The following is an 18,235-nucleotide window of genomic DNA, read 5'->3' as shown; positions in this document are numbered from 1 at the left end:
TCCGCGGGCGCTCCGATAAGCGATGCGGCCGCGGCTACTCTCGCAGCGCGACCGCGAAGGCGACGACCGACACCATCACCAGGGCGAGCGCGACCGTCGCCCGGTCGTCGGGGACCCGGATCGGGACGGCGAAGTAGCCGACGACGGCGGCGACGGCGACGGCGACGACCAGCACGGTCCCCGCCGCGGTCGCGTGGACGAGTTCGGTCCGCGTCGGCGGTCGGACGCCGCCCAGGTCCCGCTCGAACCCGACGGCGTGGACGCCCAGGTCCCAGACGGCGAGCGCGCCGGCCGCCGCGAGCACGACCGCGAGCGTCGGGAGCGCCTCGGCGAGCAGCACCGTCCCGACCAGCGCGAGGGCGGCGCCGACCGCGAAGCCGTCCGCTCGCCCGACGAGTCTCCTCGCCGCGAACTCCACACCGTGGACGAACGCCAGCATCGTCAGGAGCGCACAGAGCGAGACGACGAGCGCGGGCACCGCCACGGCGACCGGGGTCGGGACCGCGACGGCGAGCGACAGGTCGAACGCGCGAGCGAGGGACGCGAGGGCGCCCCCGCCGAGGGCGACCGCCACCACGACGAGCCCGCCCGCGCCGTACGCGACCGTGTTCCCCGGCGACGGACCGGTCCAGAAGACGATCGCGCGGTGGACCGCCGGCGCGACGGCGACGCAGAGCGACAGCGCCAGGACGAGGCCGAGCGCGGCGTGGGCCGCGCCGGTGAGCAACACCGCGTCGACGACGCGACCGGCCAGCGGCCGCGCGGCGAGCGCCGAGGCGACGGTCTCGCGGACGACCGCCGCCGACCCGAACAGCAGCGCGAGGACGAGCGTCGCCACGTACCACCGCGGCAGGTCGTCGAGCGTCAGCCTGAACGACGCGGCCAGCCCCGACTCCGGCGCGCCGTGGCCGGGGACGAGCGAGTCGAGCGCGCGCGCCGCCCGGTCGGCCGCGAGCCCGGCCGCGACGCCGAGCACCTGGAGCCAGACCGCCGCGGTGACGGGCGCCGCGGTCGCCCCCTCGAACGACCACGCGACCGCCCCGGGCAGGAACCCGGTCCCGACCAGCAGGAACCACGCGACCGCGACCGCGAGCGCCACGAGCGCGACGAACCCCGACTCCGAGACGGCGCGGGTGAGCCGGTCGGTCGTCTCATCGGAGAGCCCCGCGAGCGCCGCGACCGCGACGGCCGCCGTCGCCGCGAGCATCACCGCGTGACCGGCGGGGCGCGCCGTCGCGGCGAGTCCGCTCGCCGCCCCCGCGAGCGCCGCGGTGCCGACCGCGACGGAGACGCTCCCGGCGGCGAGCCGGCGGGTCCGCGACGGGTCGAGCGCCCCGACGCCCCAGCCGAACACGAGGGCGCCCGCGACGCCGACCAGTCCGACCGCGCCCGCGCCGGAGAGCGCCAGCACCGCCGTCGCGACGCACGCCGCGACCGCGAGGGCGCCCCGCGCCGACACGACGCCGGCCCGCGGGTGGTCGGCGCTCATCGCTCCCACCTCGCGGCCGCACGGTCGACCGCGACCTGTAGCGGTTCGTCGGGCGACCAGTCGACGACGCGCGCCCGACGGGCGCCGGTCACCGAGCGGACGCGGGCGGCTCGGCGGAGCCGGTCGACGACCGCGCCGACCGTCTCCCGGTCGGTCAGGTCGGGGCTGACGACGGTCGTCGCGTGGTCGTGTGCGACCAGCCGCTCGACCGCCCGGACCGCGTCGTCGTCCAGCAGCGGCGAGACGAAGACGACCTGCGCGCCGGCCGGGATCTCGTCGGTCAGCCGGCGCTGTCCGCCGGGCAGCCCCTGCCCACCGCCGGACCGGCCGGCCGCGTCGCCGGTCGCCGCCGCGAACGAGCGCCCGACCGCCGTGCCCAGGTCGTCGACCGTGACATCGAGTTTCGTCCGCAGTAGTGCTCGCAGCCGCAGCGACTGCTCGGTCCCGGTGGCGGGCGCGAGCGTCCCGCGCGTCTCGAAGTAGTCGGCGCCGGCCGCCGAGACCGCCGACGCTCCGACCTGGGTCCCCTGGTCGAGGAGGTCGTCCGCGAGCCTGACCGCGGCGTACCCACAGAGGTCCCGCGCGCCCGGGTCGCCCGGCGCGGCCCGGCGCTGAACCCGGCCGTCGACGACGAACACGACGGTCGCGGCCTTCGACTCGCGGTAGGTGACCGTCGTCAGCTCGCCCGTCGACGCGTAGCGGTTCCAGTCGACGCGGCTGGCGGAGTCGCCCGGCGCGTACTCGCGGGTGGCGTAGAACTCCACCCCCTCGCCGCCGGAGTCGGTCTCGACGCGGCCCGCGCCGATCCCCGTCTGGGCGGCCAGCGGCAGCGAGTCGACCGCCGAGTGACAGACCATCGACTGGCCGGCCTCGAAGGTCGTCCGCCTGACCGCCTCGCCGGCGGCGCTGCGCGCGACGGCCGTCACGTCCCCGAACTCGTGTTTGCCGCGGGACGCGTCGAGTTCGTACTCGACCGCGAGATGGCCACCGGGCTCGACCGTGCCCGCCCCGCGTGCGTCGCCCTCGACCACGTCGAGGTCCGCGGGCGGGTCGTCGGCGACGCGCACGTCCGCCAGCGGCACGTCCCCGGCGTTCTCGACCCGCACCGTCACCGCGACCCGGTCGCCCGGGGACGGGTCGGCCGGCTCGACGCGGCGCTGTGCGACCAGCGACGGCGACGGCGGCCGCGACAGCGACGCGTACGCCGCGTAGACGAGCCCGACGATCGAGGCGAGGAAGAGGCCGGTGTTCGACAGGAACACGCCCAGCGCCACCGACACCAGCGCGAAGACCACGCCGGCGACCCAGCGGTTCTCGACGCCGGTCGCCGTCGTCTCCGCACCGGTGATGGCCTCCAGGGTCACTTCCGACCCGTCGCCCGTGATCGACGGTTCCGCCTCCCCCTCGGCCGCGACCGCCGTGTCGGCCGCCGGGTCCGAGTCGGCGTCGGCCGGGTCGGTACCCGTATCCGCACCGTCGACCGCATCGGCATCCGCACCGTCGACCGCGTCGGTATCCGCATCGTCGACCCCACCGGCGTCCGCGTCGCGGGGTTCGTCGATACTCTCGGTCTCCGCGGCCGATCCGTCGGTGTCGACGGCCCCCTCGGACGGTTCTCGGCCGTCGGTCGCCTCGGAGGGGTCCCGCTCGTCGGTCGTCGTTCCGGGACGCGTGTCGCTCACGCCTCGGCCACCTCCGCCTCGACGCCGGCGACGGCGGACAGCTCCGCGACGGTCGCCTCGACCTGCCGACGGTAGGGGTCGCCGCTGGCCCAGTCGGCGACCCGCACCCGGACCGGTAACGGTACGTCGTCCCCGAGGTAGGCCGCCGCGCGTGGGTCGTCCGTCCACTCGCCGGTCTCCAGCGCGGCCTCGGCGTCGTCGGTTCCGGTCTCACGGAGCACGTCGACCGCCAGACCGCGGATCTGGGTCTCCACGTCGACGCGGCGCCACCCGCTGTCCGTGGTCTCCGGGTCGCCGAGCGCGTCGAGCACCTCGTCCATAGCGTCGCCGACCAGCCGGGCTTCGGACCCCTCGGCGTCGCCTGGGTCGGGGAGCGAAACGTCGGCGTCCTCGTCGGTCGAGCGGCCGCGCCACAGCGACCAGACGCCGAGGACGAGCGCGAAGTGGGCGACGAAGTAGACGAGCGGACGGGCCGGCCAGACCACCGCGTCGACCGCGTCGGCGAACCGCTCCCCGCCGACCCCCGCGACCAGCGCGAGCGCCGTCGCGAACGCGAGGGCGCCGACCGCGGCCGCCGCCAGCCGGACCCGTCGCCCGCCGAGCCCGAGGTCGACGTCCATCGGCCGACTACGCCCCCGGTCCGGTCCGACCGACGGTGGTACGTTCATTCCTCGTCCTCCCGCCGGGACAGCACGTCCCTGGCGGCCTCGACGGCGGTCCGCGTCCGGTCGTCGCTCGCCGGCGCGCCGCCGTAGCGCACGTCCCTGAACACGTCTCTGAGTCGCTCGACCGGGTCGGCGGGATCCCCCCGGTCGATCGCCGTCCGCGCCAGTTCACCGGGCGTCCGCGCCTCCCGGTCACGAACCGGCAGCGGGTCGGCGAACGCTTCCCACGCCCCCTCGACCGTCCGGATCGGGTCGTCGCTCGACTCGGGCTCGACGGGCGCGGTCGTTCGCGCGTCGGCGTCCGGCGCGCTCCCGCTCGCGCCGCCCGACCCGCCGCTCGCCAGCCCGGACAGGATACCCGTGACCGACACCAGCGATCCGCCCGACGAGAACAGCCCGCCGAGCCCGGCGAGCAGACTACCCGTCGCCCGCGACCCGCCGCCGAGGACGGTCGCGAGCCCCGCGGCGGCGTCGCTCGCGGCCGACCCCGCGGTCGAGAGAACTCGGGCCGTCCCCGTCGACGCGCCGACGAGCGCGACCATGGTCGCCTGCGGGACACGCTTGACCAGCCCCGCCGGCGAGACGCCGCCCCCGCCGAACGCCCAGCCGAACGAGAGCGGTCCGAGCGTCGGTCCGTCGCCCGAGCCGCCGTCCCCCAGCCACGACGACAGGCTGGCCACCATCGCGACGGCGGCCAGCACCAGCAGCCCACCGCCGAACAGCCAGGACAACAGCCCGATAGCGCCGCCACCGCCCGACGAATCCCCGTCGTCCGGAACGGGCGTCGCGGTCGCCGTCGGTGTCGGCTCCGGCGTCGGCGACGGCGTCGCCGCGTCGCCCTCGGCGATCGTCGAGACGGGCGTCGGTTCGCCGTCCGTCTCCGGTTCGTCGGCCCCCGCCGGCTCGGCCTCTCGAGCGTCCGTGCCGAGCCGGTCGGTCGGCTCGGCGGGCACGTCCGTGCCGATCAGTTCGGTCTCCTCGGCCGGTGCCGACCCGAACCCCGAGGAGGGGAAGAGGGCACCGCCGAACGCGACCGCCAGGACGGCCAGCGCGACGAGCGTGATGCGGGGACCCGAACGCCTCACACCGGACAGTAGACGCTTCGCGATAAAACCTTTCTGCCCGAGACACAGTTCAGCGACCGCACAGTTTTTCACCCGACGGGTAGTACGGGGGTTCGTGTCCCTCCGGAACGACCGCGGGCTCGCGGTTCGGATGGCGGCCGCGCTGGTCGTCGTCGTCGCCGCGAACGCGCTGTTCGTCGGCGTCCTCGTCACGCTGGCCGCGCCCTGGCTCGGCGCCGCCGTCCGCGGGGCCGCGAGCGCGGCGGGCGTCCCCGGGGCGGTCGCCGCGCTCTGGTGGCTCCCGCTCGCCGTCGCGCTCGTCGCCGTCAGCGTCTGGGCGCAGCTGCGCTACGTCCGCCGCGAGACGCTCGCGGCTGTCGACGCCGAGCCGGCCGACCCCGAGACCCATCCGGACCTCCACCGCCGGCTGACGCGGCTGGCCGCCCAGACCGCCGTCCCCACGCCCGACTGCTACGTCGTCGACAGCGAGACGCCCAACAGTTTCGCGCTCGACGGCGCCGGCCGGCCGACCGTCGTCGTCAGCACCGGCCTGCTCGCGACGCTGGACGGCGACCGACTGGACGCCGTCCTCGCGCACGAACTCGCCCACCTCCAGCACCGCGACGCGACCGTCATGACGCTGGCCTCCTTTCTCCCCGCCCTGACCGGCGACCGCTACTCCCTCCTCGACCACTTGGGCCCGTGGGCGCGGAGCCGCGCCGTCTGGGCTGCCACCCTCGCCGCGCTCTACGTCGTCGGCGCCGTCGCGACGGGGTCGAGCCCGTTCGACCCGGGCTACGCGCTCGGGTTCGTCGGCGGGCTCGTCGCCGCGGTCGTCCTCGGCGGCGTCGCCCTGGGCGCCTTCGCGGTCGCGACCACCGTCGCCGCCCGTCGGCTCTCGCAGTACCGCGAGTTCGCCGCCGACCGCGCGGCCGGCCGGCTCAGCGGCGACCCCGCCGCGCTCGCCGACGCGCTCGCGACGCTGGACGACGAGACGACCGCGGCCCCGACCGTCGACAAACGCCTCGCCTACGACGAGGTGCGCGGCCTCTGTCTGCTCCCCGCGGGCTTCGGAACCGACGAGGCGGCCGACCCCGACGAGTTCCACGTCGAGACGCGGTCGCACCCGCCCACCGACGAGCGGGTCGCGCGGCTCCGCGAGCTGATCGACCGGCAGTAACGGCGAGACGGCGGAGCGAGCCGCGACCGCGACCTCAGGACAGGTCGAACTGCTCGGCGGCGGTCTCCATGTCCTTGTCGCCGCGGCCGCTGAGGTTGACGAGGATCGTCTCGTGGTCGGTCTCCTCGGCCACCCGCTTTGCCATCGCCAGCCCGTGGGCAGTCTCCAGCGCCGGGATGATCCCCTCCTCCTCGCTGAGCGCGCGGAACGCCGCCAGCGCCTCGTCGTCGGTGATCGCCCGGTACTCGGCGCGCCCCATCTCGCGGAACATCGCGTGTTCGGGGCCGACGCCCGGGTAGTCCAGCCCCGCCGAGACGGAGTGGACCTCCGTGTCGTCGTCGATGACGCGGGTCTTCATCCCGTGGAGCACGTCCTCGTGGCCGTCGTCGAGCGGCGCGGCGTGGCGGTCGGAGTCCCCGCCCTCACCGCCGCCCTCGCCGCCGTAGAACGCCACGTCGTCGTCGCGAAAGGCGTGGAACAGGCCGATGGCGTTCGAGCCGCCGCCGACGCAGGCGACCGCGGCGTCCGGGAGTTCGCCCGTTCGTTCGCGGAACTGCTCGCGGGCCTCGCGGCCGATGACCGACTGGAACTCCCGGACCATCCGCGGGAACGGGTCCGGCCCCACGACGGAGCCGACGAGGTAGTGCGTGTCGTCGATGTTCTCGACGAAATCTTCGAGCGCGGCGTCGACCGCTTCCGAGAGCCCCTGCCCCTCGCGTTCGACCTCGTTGACCTCCGCGCCCATCAGGCGCATGCGGAAGACGTTCATCCGCTGGCGCTCGACGTCTTTGGCCCCCATGTAGATCTCCGTGTCGAGGTCGAACAGCGCGCCGACCATCGCCGTCGCCGTGCCGTGCTGGCCGGCGCCGGTCTCGGCGATGAGCCGCGACTTCCCGGCCTTCTCCGCCAGCAGCGCCTGCCCGACGGCGTTGTTGATCTTGTGGGCGCCGCCGTGGAGCAGATCCTCCCGCTTGAGGTAGATCTCCGCGCCGTAGCGCTCGCTGAGGTTCTCCGCGTGATAGATGGGCGTCGGCCGACCGGCGAACTCCTCCAGGATCGCCCGCAGTTCCGCGCGGAACTCCTCGGTCTGAGCCACCGACTCGAACGCCTCGGCCAGCTGCGCGAGCGGTTCCTGCATCGGTTCCGGGACGTGTCGGCCGCCGAACTCGCCGAACTCCTCGCTGTCGCTCATAGGCGCCCATGTCCACGCTCTCGATAATAGGTCTATCGGGCCGGCGCGGCGGGTCCGTCGGACCACCGCCGCGGGCTGTCGGACCGCCACCGCGGGTCCGCGCTCCCGTTCCCAGCGAGGGGGAACGCCCGGGAGCGACTATACCGTCGACCGCGAACCGTCGGGTATGCGCTACCTCGTCGCGACCGACGGGTCGACAGTCAGTGACGCCGCGGTCGAACACGCCGCCCGCGAAGCGAGCGTCTGGGACGCGGACCTGGAGGTCGTCCACGTGCTGACGCCCGAGACGAAACTGGTCGACGGCGACATCGTCCTCCCGGGCGAGGAGAGCGCCGTCGACCACGCCGATGAGATACTCGACGCGGCGGCCGAGACGGCCGCGGCCGCGGCCGAACACGGCGATATCGCGGTCGACACGGAACTGCTGACCGGCCGACCGGCCGAGGCGATCACGACCTACGCCGAGAACGCCGGGGTCGACGCGGTCTTCGTCGGCCACCGCGGCCGCTCCGAGCGGCGCCGCCGCGTCGGCAGCGTCGCCAAGACCGTCATCGACAAGGCGTCGGTCCCGGTGACTGTCACCCGGTGAGGCCCACGACACCGAGCCGACATCCCCGGTATCTCCCCATAGAAGCGCTAGAGGCGACAAAACGGCACATATCTTTATCGTGTGAGCGAGCGTATATGTATCCATGGCTACGAAATCCGACTCGTTCGTCGAGCGCCGCGAGGGAGAGTTCTGGGTGAACGCGCTGATCGGCGCGGTCGTGATGGTGGTGCTGTCGTGGATCCCGTTCGCGACGGTGCTGGGCGGCGGCGTCGCGGGCTACCTCCAGCAGGGGACCCGCATGGGGGGCGCCAAAGTCGGCGCCGTTTCCGGGCTGATCGCCGCCGTGCCCGTCTTCGCGGTGCTGGGGCTCGTGTTCAGCGTGTTCAGTTTCGGCGCGTTCGCCGGCGGCGAGGCGTTCGGAGCGGTCGTCCTCGCCGCGATACTCCTGTTCGCGCTCGTGGTGACCGCCGTCGTCGTCGCCGGGACCGGCGCCGTCGGCGGATACCTCGGCGTCTACCTCCGGGAACGCACCGACGACGAGGGGTTCGACGACCACGGTCCCGCCGCGGACCCGACGGTCGAGGTCGACCCCGAGACGGCGCCCTGACGGGCGTCTCGCGTTCGTTTTTCGGTTCCGTCGGCGCCGCGATCGGGCCCGTCGGCGAGGCTATTAGTACCAGCGGGCCCCAGAGCGGGTGTGGACGAAGTCGAGGTCAGCACGGTCGTCTACGTGCCGCCCGCGGAGATGTACGACTTCATCGTCGACTTCCCGCGGTACGCCGACTACTCCGAGTATCTGGAGCGGGTCCGTCGCGACGGCGACGGCTCGCCCGGCACGCGCTACGCGCTCCGGTTCTCCTGGTGGAAGCTCACCTACACCGCCCACACGGAGGTAGTCGACGCCGACCCACCGAACCGCCTCGACTGGCGAGTGACCCGGAACATCGACGCCGACGGCCACTGGCGCGTCGAGGAGGCACCCGATGAGGCCCCCGAGGGCGTCGAGACGGCCTCCCGCGTCTCGCTGCGCATCGAGTACGACCCCGGCTCCGTCAACGCCGGCAGCATCGACCTCCCCCGGTTCGTCTCGCTGTCGTGGGTCGTCGAGAAGGTCAAACCGCTGATCCAGAAGGAGGCCGAGCGGGTCGTCGAGCGGATCGTCGCCGACATCGAGGGCCAGCCCCGGGAGGTGGACCTGACGGTCCACACCCGTCCGGACGCCATCTGAACCGCCGTCGAAAACGAGAGCCGCGACCGCCTACTCGTCGTACTCGCCGTAGTCGCCGCCGTACTTGATGAAGAAGTACCCCAGCCCGAGCGTCGCCGCCATCCCGAAACCGGTCGCGATGCCCAGGGACTTCGCCGCTTCGGGGACCTGCGGGCGCGAGGGGGCGCTGGGCGTGCTGATCTCCTCGGTCTCGACGTCGCCGCCGACGGCGATAGCGCCCTTCATGCCCTGGCCCTCGTGGGGGGCGCAGTTGTACGTGTACATGCCACCGGTCTCCAGCGTGACTTCGTAGGTCTCGCCCTCGGAGATGGTCGCGAACTGGCCGCCCCCCGACCCGTCGAGGCCGCCGCCGTCGGGCTGTTCGGTCGGCTTGACGTTGTGCCCCGACGAGACGAACTCGAAGACGACCGTCGTCCCGGCGTCGATCCAGATGTTCGTGGGGGCGAAGGCGAACCCGCCCGAGCCGGCGCCGACCTCGACGGTCACCTCGGAGCTGCCGCGCATGTCCTCGTAGCCGGGGCCGTTCGCGTCGCTGACGTAGGAGGGGAAGACCGGCTTGACGTTGCCGCCTCCGCCGCCCTCTTCCTGGGCGGCCGCGGTGCCCGCACCGGCCGCGACTGCTGTGGCGCCTGCACCGGCGCGCAGGAACGCCCGCCGTGACACGTCCGCGCTCTGGTCGCTCATGCTCGGCCGTATGGACCCGCCCGTAGTGAATCCACCGGAACGACGCCGGGCTCACGGCGAGATCCTGCGGCCCCGTTGCACACCCCGCAACCGAGTGCTGCAGCCCGTCGCCGGACCGAGATCCCGCGATCAGGCCTCCTCGAACTCGCCGTAGTCGCCGCCGTACTTGATGAAGAGGTAGGTCAGCCCGAGCGTCGCCGCCATCGCGACCCCCGTCGCGACCCCCAGCGTGCGCGCCGCGTCGGGCACTTGCGGAATCCCCGGACCGTCCCCGCCGCCACCGGTGTCGACCGTCGGATAGTCCGTCCCGACGACGACCGCCCCCTTCATCCCGAGCTGTTCGTGTGGGTCGCAGACGTACCGGTAGATACCGTCCTCCTCGAAGGTGTACTCGAACGGGCCGACGCCCTCGCAGCCGGGCTCGCCGGAGTCGAACACCTCCTCCTGCTCGACGACGTTGTGCGGACACCCCTCGCCGGTCCAGGTCCAGGTGAGCGTCGCCCCGTTCTCGACGTGGACCGCCGGCGGACCGAACCCGAAGGCGCCGCCGTTGGCCTCGGTGCCGACCTGGACCTCCGGGTCCGAGTCGTCGCGCAGGTCGACGACCTCGCCGGTGTAGTTGCCCACGTCTTCGAACCAGTCACCGAAGTCCGGCTGTCCCCCTCCGCCGCCGGCCGCGGTTCCGTCACCCGCCGCCGTTCCGCCGCCCGCGGTCCCACCCCCACCGTCGGCCGTCCCGTCGCCGGTCGCGGTTCCGCCCCCATCACCGGTCGCCGTGCCCCCGCCGGTCGCCGTGCCACCTCCGTCGGTCCCGGTCTGCTGTGCGGCCGCGGTCGCGCTCGCCGCGCCGGCCGCCCCGGCGCCGACGAGGCCGGTCACGAAGCCGCGTCGCGTGGTCTCTCGGGTCATACCTCCGATCGGTCGCCGAGGCGCCTGAGTCCCCGGCTTGCAACGCCAACCGCGCGGCCGCTCCCGGGCCTCGGTCACGCCGACGGCGATACCAATCCACGGGTCGGCGCGCCCGCGGTGCGGTGCCTTTTTGCCGAGTCACCGCCACGCTCCGGTGATGAGCGACAGTCCGGTCGTCGGCGTCGTGGGCGCCGACGCCGACGCGGTGGTCGCCGCCGTCGAGTCCGCCGGCGGCCGGGCGACCGCGGGGACGGCGAAACGCGTCGTCGACGAGAGCGAAGCCGTCGTCGCCGTCGGCGAGTCCGCGCTGTTTGCGGTCGCGCGCACCGGTACGGACGACCCCGTCCTCCCCGTCGCCGCCGGCGCCGGCGTCCGCTCGGTGCCGCGCGAGGCGGTCGCCGCCGGCGTCGCGGACCTCGTGACCGGCGACTACGAACGGGCGTCCCACCCGCTCGTCGACGTGCGCGTCGCCGACCGGACCCGCGCCACGGCGCTGTTCGACCTGATGCTCGTCAGCGCCGAACCCGCACAGATATCGGAGTACGCGGTCGAACGCGGCGACGACCGCGTCGCGCGGTTCCGCGCCGACGGCGTCGTCGTCGCCACCCCCGCGGGGTCGTCCGGCTACGCGAGCGACGCCGGCGGACCGGTCCTCGCGCCGGAGACCGACGCCGTCGCCGTCGTCCCGGTGGCCCCCTTCGAGACCGACATCGACCACTGGGTCCTCCCGCCCGAGGGCCTCAGCGTCTCCGTCGAGCGCGACGAGACCGCCGTCCACCTGCTCGCCGACGACAGGGTCGTCGGCCCGGTCGAACCCCACGAACCCGTCCGGGTGACGCCCGCGGGTTCGATCGCCGTCGCGGTGGTCGCGGCCGGCCGGTCGCCGTTCCCGCCGGCCTGAGCGTCGCCGGTGTCCGGGTTCGGCGGGCGGCGACACGGCTCTGGCGGCCCGGTTCGACGGGTCGAGACCGCGCTGGATTGGAAAAGCTCTAATGGGCGACGGACCGATCGTTCGGGTATGGTTGCATACGAGCTGTTCGGGCCGGTCGACGCGGTCCTCGACAGCCACATCACCGAGGAAGTGCTCGTCATCGAGGCGGTGCTCCTCGGTCTCGTGGTCCTGAACATCGCGGCGCGCGCGCTGGCGCATCGACGCCACCGCTCCCAGGCCGAGAACGGTGACGCCGACGACCTCTCGCGGCACCCCTTCCACGTCCTCACCAACGTCGCGCTCGTGCTCGGGTCGTTCTACTTCCTCACCGTCCACCACCACGCCGGCATGGTCACCGCCGTCATCGCCATCTTCGTCCTCATGACGGACATCTTCGAGTTCGAGTCCCGCAAGGTCGAGGTCCGCCGGGAGATCGACCTCGAGCGACCCAAAGCCGCCATCGGCGCCTCTCTCGTCGCGCTGGCGTACGTCGGCTACGTCACGTTCTTCTACGGCCCGCTCGGCCAGTTCCTGTAAGGCCGTTCTCGTTTCGACGGCTTCTCCGGTTGGTAGAGTCGAGCCGCGGGGACTCCACTTCGTGAAACCGCGGGAAACCCCGCCGGACGACGCCCGGTCGACCACACCTGATCAGTCGGTGCCCGCGACCCGAGGCGCTCAGTACAGAAGGTACATCTCGCACAGATCGTTCTAACAACGACGATATCTGAGAGGGGTCGAGGGAGCGGCGGGCAGTATGTCAGCTCCACCACTACAGAACTGTGAGATCGTCTCCGGCTTTCCCGCGTAGGGTCGATCTCACTTCCTGAGTTATCTTCGGTGACTGTCGTCCCAGCAGGGAGGGGATCTGTGACCGCGAATTGTACCGACCAACGATGCAGACGTAGCAACTGTCATTCCGTTTGGGCAGTGTCGCGATGTCGGCAAGGACGACGCCTGTCGCGGAGATCGCCGTCTTTACGCCCTCGATTCGCCCGCGGGCGTCGCGTCCGATCTTCCGATCCGGGATACCGGCAGCACGCATCGCATCCTCGACGAGACGTTCAGTTTCACCCATCGGACGATCTACTCGCATCATGACCAGTATATAAATTCACCACAGGTGATATTAATAGCGATTTCACCGCTAACCGAATAGTCAGGGAAGAATACGGTGCAAGATGCGCATGCACACTGAACAGTCCGAGCGGGGTGGAGTAACGGGTGAGAGACCGGTAATTCGACGAGATGCGAACAACACGAGATCACGGTCCGGCCGCTCGCGGGGACGAACGAACCGAGAGAATCCGACTGCGGTCAGTTCGAGCGCTCGGCGTAGGCGCTCCGGAGTTCTTCGAGGGCGGGGATGATCACCCAGAAGGTCAGCGCGCCGAAGACCGCGAACCACGCCATCACGTCCATGATCGCGACGCCGAGCTCGCCGTAGACGGTGTTGACGCCCTCGACCGGGGCGACCAGCTGGACGCCGCTCCCCTCGAAGCTAGGCGTGCGGTACCAGCCGGCGAGGGTCAGCCACGCCAGCCCCGCGGCCGAGAAGACCGCCATCCCTTTCGCGAATTCGTCAGCCATTATCGGATATTTCGTCGGTTTCGTCTTTAGCGTTTCCCATTCCGTCGGCCCTGAATCGGGTCGAGAACGCGTAGGTGACCGCGCCGACGACGATCAGCCCCAGGCCCGCCAGCGCGACGAGCGGCTGGACCTCCGACAGCTCCGCCGTCGCCCTGTCGGTCGCTACGTCGAGCAACAGGAAACCGCCGACGACCGCCGCCACGGCGAACAGCGTCGAGAAGACCGTCACCCGCTTGTACACCGGGTCGGGGACGACCACGTCGCGGCCGCGCGCGCCCGTCGGCTCGTTCTCGCCGTCTGCGGACGGTTCGACCGCGGACCCGTCGCTGGCGGACGCGGAGTCGGCGACGGCATCGCGAGAATCGGCGTCAGCGTCGGGAGAACCGGCGTCGTCCGTCCCGTCGGCGGTCGCGTCGGTCGGGTCGCCGGAGCGGGACGGGTCGCTCATCTACTTCGGTGGCCGCAGGCGGTAGTACCGGCGGTTGAGGTTGAACATGTACCCCTCCCGCATCGTCCGGAGGACGGCGTAACTGAGGAACGCCGCCAGGACCGGGAGGATGAAGGTCAGGTCGAAGATGAGGTGGGAGTCCATCGGGATGAGGTTCTTGACCGAGAGCGCGGCGATCGTGAAGGCGAAGACGATGCCGCTGACCCCGACGGCCGACCAGAACGGCTGCTCGACGGGCCGGCGCGCGCTCCCCTTGTTGAGGAAGGGGACGATGGCGACGAAGCCGACGACGACGAGGTTCGCGATGACGCCGTAGGTGCGGTCGGCCATCAACTTCTGGCCGCCCAGCAGGCTGATCTCGGGGTTGAGCGGGCCGAGCTTCAGCAGGCCGAACGACCAGTACAGGTACCAGTCGGGCAGGATGATCGCCGGCGTCGACGAGGAGTCGGCCGGCGGGCCGATGTGGGGCGGCAGCGCCGCCGAGAGGAAGATGATCATGCCGACGAAGAAGCTCGTCAGCGCGAGGTTGCGGATCATCTCGTGGGGCCACGTCGGGAACGCCAGCACGTCACGCTCGACGTAAGAGGACTGCTGGCGCAGGTCCTGGTCCTCGCGGCGCGACCGCTCGAAGTACTCGTAGGTCAGCCGGGCGAGCCCCTGCTTGCGCGCCTTGCGCTCGCTCCAGGTCGGGGTCTCGTCGTCCGGCGGGACGATACCCGTGCCGTCGGTGCGAACTTCCTCGCTGTTGTCGTTGTCGCTCATTGTATCAGTGGGGTTCCGCGATGCCCTGCATCCAGACGATGCCGATGTGGACGGCGATAATCCCGGTCGTGACGAACGGGAGCACGAACACGTGCAGGATGTACATCCGCTGGACCGTCGACTGGCTCAGGGTGAACCCGCCGAACAGTAGCTGGGCCACCCACTCGCCGATGAGTGGTATCGACAGGCTCATCTCGACGCCGATCTGGCCGGCCCAGAAGGCCAGCTGGTCCCACGGGAGCAGGTAGCCCGTGTACCCGAAGACCATCGTCAGCGAGATGAGCACGATGCCGATGATCCAGTTGAGTTCGCGCGGTTCCTTGTACGCGCCCGTGAAGTACACACGCAGCATGTGCAGGAACACGGCCGCGACCATCACCTGCGCCGACCACCGGTGCAGCGACCGGAGGAAGAACCCGAAGTTCAACTCGGTCATGATGAAGGTGATGGAGTTGTACGCGAGATCCGGCGTCCCGTTGGAGGCCCCTGCGCCCGGCGCGTAGTAGAACCCCAGCAACGCGCCGGATATCGCCGCGACGACGTACGCGATCGTCGAGAACGACCCCAGCGCGTAGAGGGGGTACCAGTACCAGAACTTGTTGTCCAGGTTGTACTGCTCGGTGTGGCTCTTGGGCATCTGGAAGTTGACCTTGTAGTACATGTTCTCAAGGATCTCCAGATAGTCGACGATGCGCAGGCGCCTGTCGAGCCACAGCAACACCGTGAGGTAGATCTCTTCGATAGCCGTGAGGTCACGGCTCTCCATCCAGCCGTCGTGGTCGTGTTCGTCTTTGCGTTCGAGACTCATTGTTAGCTATCCGGCCGCGGTCGTGCGACGAACTGGACTTGCGTCGGGCTGAACGGGTCGTACAGCGACTGGTGGCACTGACAGTACACCGCGTTCGACCCGCCGAAGTTCGCGCTCCCCGCCAGTTGCTTGTAGCCCGGCACGCAACAGAAGTGCGTACACTTGTTGATCCAGGCCATGAAGTCCTGATCGGTCGCCGCGTCCAGGAAGTTCCGGACGTTCTGGGGGATCTCGCTGTAGTCGCGTCCGAGCGCACCCTGCTCTCCGTTGATCATCTTCGGGATCTCGGGCGTCCGAAGCACCTGGACCGGGATCGTCTTCGCGTCCTCGCCCTGCGAGCGCCAGGTGGCGCTGGCGGGCTTGCCGAGGCCGGCCTGCCCGATGCTGTTGCCCCACTCCTCGTAGTCGTCGAACATGTCGACGGTCAGGGGGGCGCCGCCCTCGATGTCCTGCTGCCACTCGTAGGCCGGCGGCGGGCTGGCCGCCGCTCGAATGAGGTTGTCCGCGTCGGCGTTCGGCTGGACGCCCTGGTAGCTCTCGAGCCCGCAGTACTGGAACCACTGCGAGGAGTAGGTCGTCCCGCCGACGTCCATCTCCGCGACCGTGCGGGTGACGCCGCCGACCGTCTCGGTGCTCGCCTCCGGGAACAGCCCCCGCAGCTCGCCCGAGTCGTTCACTTCGAGCGGAACGATCGGCATCCCGCGGGGCGCGGGCCCGTCCGTGTTCTCGATGGCCATGTACTGTGTCGGGCCACCGCCGCCGCCCGCCGCCGACGTGACCGTGTTCACGGCGGCCGCCCCGCCGGTTCCCACGCTCGCCAGCGCGGCGCTGCCGACGACGCCTTTCACGAAGCGGCGTCGGCCCGTCTCACCCGGATACTTGTCTTCGTCTAGTGGCATTGTTATCGTTTGTAGTAGGGGTAGACAGCTCGTTTCACGCTCTCTATCGGGTCGCCCTCCGCGAACGTCGTCCCGTCGACGTCCTCCTCGCGGACGTACAGGTCCTCCCACTTGCGGCGCCGTTTCTTGACGATCATCACGTCCGGCAGGAACTCCTTGCGGTAGATCATCAGGACGAAGGCCAGGTCGACGAAGATGATGGCGAGGATACCGCCCAGATACATGTTCCCGAGCGGGCTGTACCCCCAGCCGTTCACGAGACCGAACGTGAACAGGCCGACGAAGACGACCTCGACGATCGTCAACAGGACGATCGCCACGGCCGCCGCCGTACTCTCGCGGGCGGGCTCGTAGCGGTGGATGTCGCCGTAGGTGGACCCCGACGAGGACATCAGTTGTTCCCCCCTTTCGCGTTCGGCGACTCACCGTACTTCAGCAGGAAGAAGGTGAACAACAGCGAGACGACCATCATCACGATCGTCGAGATGCCGACGTAGTGGGGGTGGAAGGGCACGCCCATGTGTTCGGGGTTGAGCGGCGTCTGGCCGCCGCCGCCGACCTCTTCGGTCTCGACGTCGCCGCCGACGGCGATAGCGCCCTTCATCCCCTGGCCCTCGTGGGGGGCGCAGTTGTACGTGTACATGCCCCCTGTCTCCAGCGTGACCTCGTAGGTCTGACCCGCCGAGATCGTAGCGAACTCGCCGCCCTCCGTCCCGTCGAGGCTACCGCCGTCGGGCTGTTCGGTCGGCTTGACGTTGTGGCCCGCCTCCACGAACTCGAAGACCACCGTCGTCCCCGAGTCGATCCAGGTCGTCGTCGGGCCGAACGCGAACCCGGTCGAACCGACGCCGACCTCGATGGTCACCTCGGAGTTCCCACGCAGATCCTCGTAGCCGGGGCCGTTCGCGTCGCTGACGTACGACGGCCACACGGGCTGGACGCTCCCGCCTCCGCCGCCCTCCTGGGCGGCGGCCGTTCCGGCCCCCGCGGCGACGGCGGACGCACCGCCCGCGGCACCGCCGGCGGTCCGCAGAAAGTCCCGTCTGTTCATACAAACGATGGTCGGTACCGAATTTGTATAAACCCACCGAATACGCACGCAGGCGCGCGATTAGCCCGCCACAGCCGGAGATATTCGGGTCGTCGTCGTGCCGACGCGCGCTGTCCGCGAGCGCCCCGCTCGTCCGGCTGCCGACCGCCCGACGCGGTCGCCAGAGGCGAGGGGCGGCGCCGCTCAGGAACCGTCGGTTCCGCCGTCGGCGCTCCCGGACCGCCCCTCGTCCGGCCCGTCGCCCGGGAGCCCGTCCGAGGCCTCGCCGGGGATCCCCGCCGCGTCCTCGGAGGCCTCCCCGTCGTCGGGGAGAAAGTCCGGCCGCTCGCCCGGCTCGAGTTCCACCGCGCGGAGGCGGTTGCGGTACTCCTCGGCGCGGAACTTGTCCGACAGGCGGGCGTTGGCGACGACGCCGAACAGCAACACGCCGATCGCGAGGAAGACGACGCCGCCGAGCAGCATCGCGATGACGTTCAGCGAGCGCACCGACCCGCCCCCTGGCGGGGCGACCACGCCGAGACTGATCACGAGCCACCCGCCGATCAGCAGGATGCCCGCCAGCACCTGGATCCCGGCGACGACCTGCAGCATCGTGTTGCCGAGTTCGCCGCTGCCCTCGGGCACGTCCTGAGGCTCGGGGAGCAGGTCCTCCGGCGGCGCGTCGGGCACGTCGTACGACTCCATCGACGCGAGCGCGACCGTCGGCTTCACGTCCCGGAGGACGGTGCCGTGGCCCTCGACGGTGCCGTCGGCGTAGACGGTGGCGTAGCCCTCGTCGGAGTAGGCCACCAGGCGGTCGTCCCGGCGCTCGACGCGGGCGAACACCTCGCGCTCGGCGACCCGCCGCTTGAGGTCGGCCTCGACGCGGTCGAGCAGCTCCTGGCCCGTGATCCACGACTCGTGGTCGAAGACCGCCTCCCACTCCTCGGAGGACATCGAGGCCATCTCGGCCGGACCGAAGTCGTCGAAGTCGTACTCGGCCTCGACCCGCTCGCGCAGCGCCTCGATGGACTCGGCGTCGTCCTCGCCGTCGGCACCCGACGCCTCGTCGGACCCGTCGACCCGTTCGTCGGCGGCGTCGCTCATTGCCGGAACTCGGTCCCCGA

22 protein-coding genes are annotated in these 18,235 nt (G+C 71.4%); 6 read left to right on the top strand and 16 right to left on the bottom strand.

The window, feature by feature from the left end; genetic code table 11:
• Positions 1 to 34 precede the first annotated feature (34 nt).
• The 4 genes from HZS54_RS22985 to HZS54_RS22970 are packed head-to-tail and all read right to left on the bottom strand — an operon-like array spanning position 35 to position 4,921.
• On the bottom strand, positions 35 to 1,489 hold the full coding sequence (locus HZS54_RS22985; protein WP_179919417.1) for a hypothetical protein: 1,455 nt from the start codon (positions 1,487 to 1,489) through the stop codon (positions 35 to 37).
• The gene (locus tag HZS54_RS22980) at positions 1,486 to 3,171 is read right to left on the bottom strand and encodes a DUF58 domain-containing protein (RefSeq protein ID WP_179919416.1); all 1,686 of its coding nucleotides are present in this window, start codon (positions 3,169 to 3,171) and stop codon (positions 1,486 to 1,488) included. The genes HZS54_RS22985 and HZS54_RS22980 overlap by 4 nt, the downstream gene beginning before the upstream one ends.
• Positions 3,168 to 3,791, bottom strand: coding sequence for a DUF7269 family protein (locus HZS54_RS22975; RefSeq protein WP_179919415.1), 624 nt, complete (start codon positions 3,789 to 3,791; stop codon positions 3,168 to 3,170). Before HZS54_RS22975 ends, HZS54_RS22980 begins: the two co-directional genes overlap by 4 nt.
• A 44-nt stretch (positions 3,792 to 3,835) precedes the next feature.
• On the bottom strand, positions 3,836 to 4,921 hold the full coding sequence (locus HZS54_RS22970) for a DUF4129 domain-containing protein (protein WP_179919414.1): 1,086 nt from the start codon (positions 4,919 to 4,921) through the stop codon (positions 3,836 to 3,838).
• A gap of 94 nt (positions 4,922 to 5,015) precedes the next feature.
• Between HZS54_RS22970 and HZS54_RS22965 the strand changes: the two genes are divergently transcribed.
• Positions 5,016 to 6,080 (top strand): M48 family metalloprotease, encoded by a 1,065-nt coding sequence (locus HZS54_RS22965; RefSeq protein WP_179919413.1) that lies wholly within the window; start codon positions 5,016 to 5,018, stop codon positions 6,078 to 6,080.
• Positions 6,081 to 6,114: 34 nt separating this feature from the next.
• Here HZS54_RS22965 and trpB read toward each other — a convergent pair whose 3' ends face one another.
• Positions 6,115 to 7,272 (bottom strand): tryptophan synthase subunit beta, encoded by a 1,158-nt coding sequence (gene trpB / locus HZS54_RS22960; protein WP_179919412.1) that lies wholly within the window; start codon positions 7,270 to 7,272, stop codon positions 6,115 to 6,117.
• 166 nt (positions 7,273 to 7,438) lie between these two features.
• On the opposite strand from trpB, the gene HZS54_RS22955 reads away from it, so the two are divergent.
• The 3 genes from HZS54_RS22955 (at position 7,439) to HZS54_RS22945 (ending at position 9,050) form a co-directional block, all read left to right on the top strand.
• Positions 7,439 to 7,861 (top strand): universal stress protein, encoded by a 423-nt coding sequence (locus HZS54_RS22955; protein WP_179919411.1) that lies wholly within the window; start codon positions 7,439 to 7,441, stop codon positions 7,859 to 7,861.
• Positions 7,862 to 7,964: 103 nt separating this feature from the next.
• Positions 7,965 to 8,429 carry a DUF5518 domain-containing protein gene (locus HZS54_RS22950; protein WP_179919410.1) on the top strand — a complete coding sequence of 155 codons (465 nt, stop codon included), beginning with the start codon at positions 7,965 to 7,967 and terminating at the stop codon, positions 8,427 to 8,429.
• 90 nt (positions 8,430 to 8,519) lie between these two features.
• Entirely contained in the window at positions 8,520 to 9,050 is a 531-nt protein-coding gene (locus HZS54_RS22945; RefSeq protein WP_179919409.1) for a type II toxin-antitoxin system RatA family toxin, read from the top strand.
• A 30-nt stretch (positions 9,051 to 9,080) separates the two neighbouring features.
• Here HZS54_RS22945 and HZS54_RS22940 read toward each other — a convergent pair whose 3' ends face one another.
• The gene (locus tag HZS54_RS22940) at positions 9,081 to 9,734 is read right to left on the bottom strand and encodes a plastocyanin/azurin family copper-binding protein (RefSeq protein WP_179919408.1); all 654 of its coding nucleotides are present in this window, start codon (positions 9,732 to 9,734) and stop codon (positions 9,081 to 9,083) included.
• Positions 9,735 to 9,863: 129 nt separating this feature from the next.
• Positions 9,864 to 10,643: a halocyanin domain-containing protein gene (locus HZS54_RS22935; protein ID WP_179919407.1), complete on the bottom strand. Its 780-nt coding sequence runs from the start codon at positions 10,641 to 10,643 to the stop codon at positions 9,864 to 9,866.
• 157 nt (positions 10,644 to 10,800) lie between these two features.
• On the opposite strand from HZS54_RS22935, the gene HZS54_RS22930 reads away from it, so the two are divergent.
• Positions 10,801 to 11,544: an NAD(+)/NADH kinase gene (locus HZS54_RS22930; RefSeq protein ID WP_179919406.1), complete on the top strand. Its 744-nt coding sequence runs from the start codon at positions 10,801 to 10,803 to the stop codon at positions 11,542 to 11,544.
• Positions 11,545 to 11,661: 117 nt separating this feature from the next.
• Complete coding sequence (locus HZS54_RS22925) at positions 11,662 to 12,111, top strand: DUF7313 family protein (protein WP_179919405.1); 450 nt, start codon at positions 11,662 to 11,664, stop codon at positions 12,109 to 12,111.
• A 232-nt stretch (positions 12,112 to 12,343) separates the two neighbouring features.
• Here HZS54_RS22925 and HZS54_RS22920 read toward each other — a convergent pair whose 3' ends face one another.
• The 9 genes from HZS54_RS22920 to HZS54_RS22880 form a co-directional block, all read right to left on the bottom strand.
• Positions 12,344 to 12,649, bottom strand: a complete 306-nt coding sequence (locus HZS54_RS22920) for a hypothetical protein (protein WP_179919404.1) — start codon at positions 12,647 to 12,649, stop codon at positions 12,344 to 12,346.
• Positions 12,650 to 12,888: 239 nt separating this feature from the next.
• Entirely contained in the window at positions 12,889 to 13,161 is a 273-nt protein-coding gene (locus tag HZS54_RS22915; RefSeq protein ID WP_179919403.1) for a DUF7314 family protein, read from the bottom strand.
• Positions 13,154 to 13,609 (bottom strand): DUF7315 family membrane protein, encoded by a 456-nt coding sequence (locus tag HZS54_RS26760; RefSeq protein WP_425484359.1) that lies wholly within the window; start codon positions 13,607 to 13,609, stop codon positions 13,154 to 13,156. Before HZS54_RS26760 ends, HZS54_RS22915 begins: the two co-directional genes overlap by 8 nt.
• Positions 13,610 to 14,371 (bottom strand): cytochrome b family protein, encoded by a 762-nt coding sequence (locus HZS54_RS22905; protein WP_179919402.1) that lies wholly within the window; start codon positions 14,369 to 14,371, stop codon positions 13,610 to 13,612. It lies immediately after the preceding gene.
• 4 nt (positions 14,372 to 14,375) lie between these two features.
• Positions 14,376 to 15,179, bottom strand: coding sequence for a cytochrome b (locus tag HZS54_RS22900; protein ID WP_179909195.1), 804 nt, complete (start codon positions 15,177 to 15,179; stop codon positions 14,376 to 14,378).
• Between the two features lie 2 nt (positions 15,180 to 15,181).
• Complete coding sequence (locus tag HZS54_RS22895; protein WP_179919401.1) at positions 15,182 to 16,078, bottom strand: Rieske (2Fe-2S) protein; 897 nt, start codon at positions 16,076 to 16,078, stop codon at positions 15,182 to 15,184.
• Between the two features lie 2 nt (positions 16,079 to 16,080).
• On the bottom strand, positions 16,081 to 16,470 hold the full coding sequence (locus HZS54_RS22890; protein ID WP_179919400.1) for a DUF7318 family protein: 390 nt from the start codon (positions 16,468 to 16,470) through the stop codon (positions 16,081 to 16,083).
• Positions 16,470 to 17,129 (bottom strand): plastocyanin/azurin family copper-binding protein, encoded by a 660-nt coding sequence (locus tag HZS54_RS22885; RefSeq protein WP_179919399.1) that lies wholly within the window; start codon positions 17,127 to 17,129, stop codon positions 16,470 to 16,472. The genes HZS54_RS22890 and HZS54_RS22885 overlap by 1 nt, the downstream gene beginning before the upstream one ends.
• A gap of 183 nt (positions 17,130 to 17,312) precedes the next feature.
• Positions 17,313 to 18,215: a DUF7319 domain-containing protein gene (locus HZS54_RS22880; RefSeq protein WP_179919398.1), complete on the bottom strand. Its 903-nt coding sequence runs from the start codon at positions 18,213 to 18,215 to the stop codon at positions 17,313 to 17,315.
• Between the last annotated feature and the right edge of the window lie 20 nt (positions 18,216 to 18,235).

Source organism: Halosimplex pelagicum, from assembly GCF_013415905.1.
In the GTDB taxonomy this organism is placed as follows: domain Archaea; phylum Halobacteriota; class Halobacteria; order Halobacteriales; family Haloarculaceae; genus Halosimplex; species Halosimplex pelagicum.
Note: the sequence above shows the minus strand (reverse complement) of the source record. Positions and strands in the feature narration are given on the sequence as shown.